We start from the raw sequence: 6164 nt of genomic DNA on the forward strand, positions 1-6164 counted from the left end.
CTCGCTGCGTAAATGGAGGAGGAACTAATGCGTCAGAACCGGATTGAGCCAATCATCGACCCCATTGTAGAGGAGTTGCAGGAGAGTGCGGTCGGCCATGAGGAAGCGGGCCCGCACGGTCATGCCTTTCTTGAGGTGACCGATAACTCCGTTTTTGAGAGCGAGGTAGCTGCGAGACAGCGAGCAGCGGACTTTGAAAACCGGATTCCCGTCGTGAAGGGTGAAGTCCTGTGCCACGTCGACCACTGTCGCGTCGATGGCACCCCATTGATTGTAGTTGAAGGCATCTACCAGGAGCCGCACCGACTGGCCGGGCCGCACGAAGCCGATATCATTGGGGAGGACGTTGATTTCCGCCACAAGGTCGCCGTCCGGCGAGACCCAACCCACGGTTTGCCCGGCTTGGACGTAGCTATCCGGCGAGAGGCCGGAAAATTGCTCCAGAGCGCCTGACACAGGGGCGCGAATGCGGCTTCGCTCCCGTTCATCCTCGAGCTGATGCAAGCTGGCTCTGAGTTCCTTAAGGCGGAGATTGGTATCGAAGAGCCGCTGGTTCCACTCTGCGGATTGGCGCCGGACAAGTATCTCGCCCTTGATTTCAAGGCTCTTGAGGGCGAAAGCCTTGTCGTTCACCGTCTTTGCGGGCGCCGCGTTAACGGACACTAGTCGCTGAGCGCGATCGAGTTCCGTCGCGGCGTTGCTGCGAGCATGTTGGTTCTCTTGCAACAGGTTGAGATAATGTAGCCGCTCGGCCGTTGCGAGCTCAGTCAGCAGGCGGAGAGGGATGTCGGCCTGTGCGCCGGAGGAAATCAGGGTTGCGAGATCATGGGCAAGATCGCTCTTCGCACGGATTTCGCCTGTGAGCGCCGTGAGCTTCTCCTCGACCACCTGATCATCAAGAGCTAGGATTTCTTGGCCATGGTCAACATGATCGTTGTCACCGGCAAGGATACGCGAAATCCGTCCAGAAACGGGCGCGATCAGGGGCGTCTTCTCGATGACGGGGCGAATGGTACCTGCACTTTGAACCGAAACCGGTACAGTGATGAGCGGCAGCGACACCAATGTCGCCACCGCAGAGAGCACAAGCATTTTATAGATGGCCAAAGATCGTCCTGATCTTCGGGAGAGAATGCTCTCTGCGGTGTAGCAAGCGGTTTCGGGCGAAACGGGAATTGCCAGGCTATGTTCAGGACGAAGCACAATTAGCTCCGGCACTTATGTTCTAATCTTGCCGGCTTGAGTCATACAGCCAATTCGCTATAGCCACCGTAATACCTAGTATCGCAAAAACCACTGACCACAAGAAACCTCCCGAAATTGCAGATTGTTCTTCGGGAGATAATTCGGTTACACCATAAGATGGCATATATTCGTTCATCGTCGTCTCCTTTCCTAGCAGTTAATACCTGTCATTCAATGATGCTGGCTGGCCACGTTTGCCCATATTGTTACGCTGCCAGGCCAAGTACTCCAAAAATGGCGAAACCTATTGCCAAACATCTGTCCTGAAATTGCAGTCGCTTCTTCAGGAGCCAACTCGGTCACACCATAGGCTGACAAATCGGTCCTCATTGTTGATTCCTTTCGAATGAGAAGATCGGTCAGTGACGCGGGTCGGCCGACTGCGCCGCCGCACAGGAGAGATACTCAAGAATGATGCCAACTGAGCGGCAAGCGCCGCAGAAAGAGTATTCTGCAGGTTATTCAATGGTTTCACTGAGCGTGCGTCAGCGCACCGGGTCGAACATCATGGTCGCGCTCTCGACAAACCCGACAGTAGCGGTCAACACAAAGCACGTCGGGAGGGTACTGTCGCCCGGACAATGAACGGCAAAGGGCGAGCATGGTGAAACTCTCGATAGTGGGTGTGGCGGTGGGTGGCTGGTCTCATCGGGGGCGATGAGCAATTCACCCCGACCTCGCCGAAAGATATAATCGGGCAAAAACATTCCAGACACGGGTCATTGGCGAGGTCGCGCAGATGACCCGCCACCGAATTTAATGCAGCAGCACCGCGGTCAGACGAAGAATGGGAAATGCTGCCAACAACTCCGGAAGGCCAAAGAGGGGCCCGATCTCTCGACAAAATCGCAACAGGAGCAAAGCCCAAATGACGCAATGCCTCACGAGCGTGATGACGTCCCCAGCCGAACTCACGCCGACGACGAAGCGACACGTTCCCCTACATTTCAGCTTGGAAATGGGAGGGGAACCGGTCACGTATGCGCCCGGCCGAAAAGCTAATGTCATTCCCCAAGGCTGCACCGATAGCGCCCCTTAACGTAGCAACCGTTTTCATAGCTGGGGCGCGCCCTTGTTCTGGTGAGTGTGGATGTACGAGTTGGAACCGTGCGGTAGCCAGCAGCCTAACGTCACTCAGGGTCCATAGCATCGGAACGACGTCATGCTCTCCAAGCTCAACTAAGGGCGACCCTATGCCATTGACTGCCAGGGTACCAACCCGACAGAGACGCCCAGTGAGAAGTCGCATGCTCAAGGCGCTTATGTGGGCTGATGAGTTCGGACATTGCAGAGACGGAGCGCGCTCAGATCGCATCGCCACCGAGTAGATAGCTCGTCGTGGTCGCTATGATGGTGGCGACGTGGTGTTGCTGATGGCCCGTCTGACGGTGATGATCGCGCATGAGCCACGGAATGACGATGACATCCGTGGCGCAGCTCGACGCGTTTCCCTTATTCGTAGCATGCCGAGTGGCGCCGTTGCCGGACCTCAGTGAACCGCCCCGGGTTGATCGGAGGCTCCAACTCCTGAGAAGGTGGAGCCATGACAAGCAAGACGACCAACAAGTTCTCTCCCGAGGTCCGAGCCCGTGCGGTGCGGCTGGTTCTGGATCACGAAGGCGAGCATGGCTCGCGGTGGGCGGCGGCCTCGTCGATCGCCGCCAACTGCACGGCGCAGACGCTGCATGAGTGGGTGAAGAAGGCCGAGCGCGACAGTGGCTGCGAGCCGGTGTGCCTACGGATGTGGCGACGAAACTCAAGGCTTTGGAACGCGAGAACCGCGAGCTTCGCCAGGCCAACGAGATCCTTCGCAAGGCTTCCGCGTATTTTGCCCAGGCGGAGCTCGACCGCCGGTTCCATGATCGCGTTCATCGACGATCACCGCGAGGCGCATGGGGTCGAGCCGATCTGCAAGGTGCTGCCGATCGCCCCGTCGACCTACCACGACCATGTCGCCAAGCGCATCGATCCCTCCCGGCTGTCGGCTCGGGTGAAGCGGGATGAGGCTTTGAAGGATGAGGTCCGACGCGTGTTCGAGGCTTCCGCGTCTACGGCGTTCGTAAGATCTGGCGGCAGTTGCAACGCGAGGGCTTCGATGTCGCCCGCTGCACGGTTGCCCGCCTGATGAAGGCCATGGGCCTCGAAGGCATCATCCGCGGCAAGTCGATCGTAAGCGCGAATTTCGCCGCACCTTTTTCCATTGAGCGTGTTTTGGGATGAAGTGTCCACTTAACGGAGGTGGACACCAAGTGATTGAGGATGATGAACAGAAACTGCTGGTAAGGCGGATTTTGCGCAACGGCCGCCGGCGGTACGACCCGGCGTCGAAAGAGCGGCTCGTTGCGGCCTGCCTGGAGCCTGGCGTGTCGGTATCGCGGCTTGCGCTTGAACATGGGATCAATGCCAACCTTCTTCGGAAATGGATAAAGACGGCCAAAGACGCCGTTGCTTTGCCGCCACCTGCACCGTCGGCGTTCATTCCGGTTCAAGTCAGCGCTGCAGAGCACAGCCTGCCGATGCAGAGCATGTCGTTTGAGCTGGCTACCACGCGTGGTGAAGAGCGGCCGCCGAAGTCGTCACCACTCCCAGCCAAGGTGAGCGCGTCTTTGCCGAACGGCGTGAAGTTGACGCTGGAATACGGTGATATGGATGCATTGACGGCGATCATTGGAGCACTGGGTCATGTTCAGACTGGGCGCTGAGCTGAAAGTCTACCTGCACCGCGAGCCCATCGACTTTCGGGCCGGCATAAACAGTCTTGCGGTCCTGGTGCAGGAGGTGATGGAGCTTGACCCGTTTGCGCCTGCGGTCTTTGCGTTTTGCAATCGCCGTCACGACCGGATGAAGCTCCTGTTCTTCGATCGGTCCGGTTTTGTGATGGTCTTGAAGCGCTTGACGGAAGACAGGTTCCGGTGGCCACGCCGGGAGACGGCGGTGGTGACGCTTTCGACCGAGCAATACACTGGATCCTCGACGGTATCGATATCGACGCAATGGTTCGCCACCCGGTGCGGCAATACCAGATCGCCGGCTCAACAGGGCGAGAGATGAAGGCCTTCAGGCTTTAGGGTGAAGGACCATTTTCGGGGCATTGGGTAGCAAAAGCCACCCACTCTGAAAGCTCGTGGTCGGCCCATTCCGCGGCGAGCGGCCTTTTCAGAATGATCAGCGTCTCAATTCGATGGCACGAGTTATATCCATATTTCCGGCTTTATTGTATCGGTCCCAAGTCCTTTCGAAATTGTTTGGTGTATTCCGATACTCTTGGAAAGGAGGTGCGTCTGACGTCGCTCGGCTTCTTCAAGTTGTTTGCTCGCAGAATTTACTTCTCGCCGTTGAGCTCGGTGAAAAGCTCATCCGGCGTCGCAAAGCGAGCCTTACGTGCCTTCCTGACATCGCGAGCCTCAGCCATGGCTGACACACGGACGGGATAGCGCAACACTCGTGTCGTTCTCGGTCCGCGCCAGCCTTGATGGCAAAATCGTCCGTCAAAAAATGGCCCTGCTGCCCCTCTCGGCATTCGGCCGCTTTGTTTGGTGGTGTTTGCTATCGAATGCTGCATTTCCGCGGGGTAGGCTCAGGAGGCGCCGCTAGCGTGGCCAATGCCGGTGGCCGCAACCGCCGCCCGGAAATAGCGCGCGAGGTCACTGGCCTTCGCGGATCTCCCGGCGGCGGTTCCCGTGATGGTCAAAACCTGGCTGCTAATCGGGAAGCTGTGGCGCCTTCAAACCTTCGTAGCAGGGCGTCCTTGCGCCTGTCGTTGGCGGCGAGGTCCGCCTCGGTTTGGGTGATCGGGCGAGCAAGATCGGCGTCGTTGTAATACCGCCCGTGGCGCGAACTTCACCTTGTAGATGAGGAACGCCATCATCGTCTCGCCGCTGAGCCGCCTTATGTCTTCAGGAAGGATCACCTCCTTGTATGCGCGGATGAAGTCGACGCCATGCCTTTCCGCCGATGGTTCCGGCAGGTTCTGCATGGCGAGTTCGAACTTATCGGCGGCGACTCCAATCATGACCCGATACGAACACCCGGAGTTTTCGACCGTCAGTTCCCAGAACGGCGGCAGGTCCGGATCGTAGAAGGGGTTTCGTTGATAATGGACCGCGTAGTTTAGAGTATGTCGCGTACCTGTTTCAGTGGGCAGGTGCGTTGCCGAAGGGGCAGTCAAAATCGTCCGTGTTTTTGCAGCGCATGTCCGGCTCCAAGATTCTCAAGGAAGGATCGGATCGGGCCATGCAAGCGTCAAACTGCTCCAGCCTCCTCTATCAAGACGCGTATGCTGGTTCGAATATTGCAGAACTGCACTTCCGGTCCGGGATTCCGTGATGATGTGCGATGGAGACGATGCCACCATATGGTAACTAACCTTGGCTGCCGTTCCAGGACGGCGAAACTGTCCTCATGAGATCCCGCAACCTGTGCGGTACAAATTCGTTGTTATCAGCGTCCCTGCGATGAAACGCGTAGGGAGAGCTAGCGAATAATCGATTGACGCTGCGTACTGCGGATAGCGCTATCCCATCAGGGGAAACCCTGGTCACACGGTTACGCCGGTGGGTCGAAAGACTGGTAGATCGATATGGAATACGGCTAAGGGCGGCTTCGGCGGCTCTTAGCTTTTCTAGGGCTTGAAAACGGTTTCTTCGACGAGACGTCCGAACGGAGCGTTTCGCCTTACACCGATGCGCACGTCCTTAGCATAGGCGCTCTCGACATGGAGCCGGGTTGCGCCTACGACACCATTTCGTCGACAACCCGCCCGCCTGATCCCATACTGCGCCATCACCGCGCTCCAAGCCCAGCATAAGTCCTTGCAATCGCTGCAAATACTTGTGTTTATGGACGGAAACTAGCTAGTTGAGGACCTTTGGATCGCCGATGCACAATGCCCCAAGTATACAACGTCCCCAGCCAACCAA

General features: G+C 57.6%; 6 protein-coding genes, 1 pseudogene and 1 other annotated feature. Of the genes and pseudogenes, 3 read left to right on the top strand and 4 right to left on the bottom strand.

Features of this window, described 5'->3' with window-relative positions:
• Positions 1 to 24: 24 nt before the first annotated feature.
• The 3 genes from ACWTU9_RS29660 to ACWTU9_RS29670 all read right to left on the bottom strand — a co-directional run bounded on the left by ACWTU9_RS29660 (position 25) and on the right by ACWTU9_RS29670 (position 2179).
• A complete protein-coding gene (locus ACWTU9_RS29660; protein WP_455841559.1) occupies positions 25 to 1107 on the bottom strand; it encodes an HlyD family secretion protein in 1083 nt (360 codons plus the stop codon).
• Positions 1108 to 1225: 118 nt separating this feature from the next.
• On the bottom strand, positions 1226 to 1381 hold the full coding sequence (locus ACWTU9_RS29665; protein WP_455861415.1) for a hypothetical protein: 156 nt from the start codon (positions 1379 to 1381) through the stop codon (positions 1226 to 1228).
• Between the two features lie 405 nt (positions 1382 to 1786).
• Positions 1787 to 2179, bottom strand: a complete 393-nt coding sequence (locus ACWTU9_RS29670; RefSeq protein ID WP_455861416.1) for a hypothetical protein — start codon at positions 2177 to 2179, stop codon at positions 1787 to 1789.
• A 609-nt stretch (positions 2180 to 2788) separates the two neighbouring features.
• On the opposite strand from ACWTU9_RS29670, the pseudogene ACWTU9_RS29675 reads away from it, so the two are divergent.
• The 3 genes and pseudogenes from ACWTU9_RS29675 to tnpB all read left to right on the top strand — a co-directional run.
• Positions 2789 to 3414 (top strand): annotated as a pseudogene (locus ACWTU9_RS29675) (IS3 family transposase); the annotation flags it as partial.
• Positions 3066 to 3178: a sequence feature (AL1L pseudoknot), on the top strand. Its footprint overlaps the pseudogene before it by 113 nt.
• Positions 3415 to 3497: 83 nt before the next feature.
• Positions 3498 to 3947, top strand: coding sequence for an IS66-like element accessory protein TnpA (gene tnpA, locus ACWTU9_RS29680; protein WP_455861421.1), 450 nt, complete (start codon positions 3498 to 3500; stop codon positions 3945 to 3947).
• Entirely contained in the window at positions 3928 to 4296 is a 369-nt protein-coding gene (tnpB, locus tag ACWTU9_RS29685) for an IS66 family insertion sequence element accessory protein TnpB (RefSeq protein ID WP_455861417.1), read from the top strand. Before tnpA ends, tnpB begins: the two co-directional genes overlap by 20 nt.
• A gap of 673 nt (positions 4297 to 4969) precedes the next feature.
• On the opposite strand, the gene ACWTU9_RS29690 is transcribed toward tnpB, so the two are convergent.
• Entirely contained in the window at positions 4970 to 5413 is a 444-nt protein-coding gene (locus ACWTU9_RS29690; protein ID WP_455861418.1) for a hypothetical protein, read from the bottom strand.
• Between the last annotated feature and the right edge of the window lie 751 nt (positions 5414 to 6164).

The sequence above is a fragment of the Mesorhizobium sp. 128a genome (assembly GCF_053848025.1).

Excerpts from the sequence above, each read along its gene's own strand:
- ACWTU9_RS29665 (WP_455861415.1), bottom strand. The coding sequence starts at position 1,381 with ATGAACGAATATATGCCATCTTATGGTGTAACCGAATTATCTCCCGAA.
- tnpB (WP_455861417.1), top strand. The coding sequence starts at position 3,928 with ATGTTCAGACTGGGCGCTGAGCTGAAAGTCTACCTGCACCGCGAGCCC.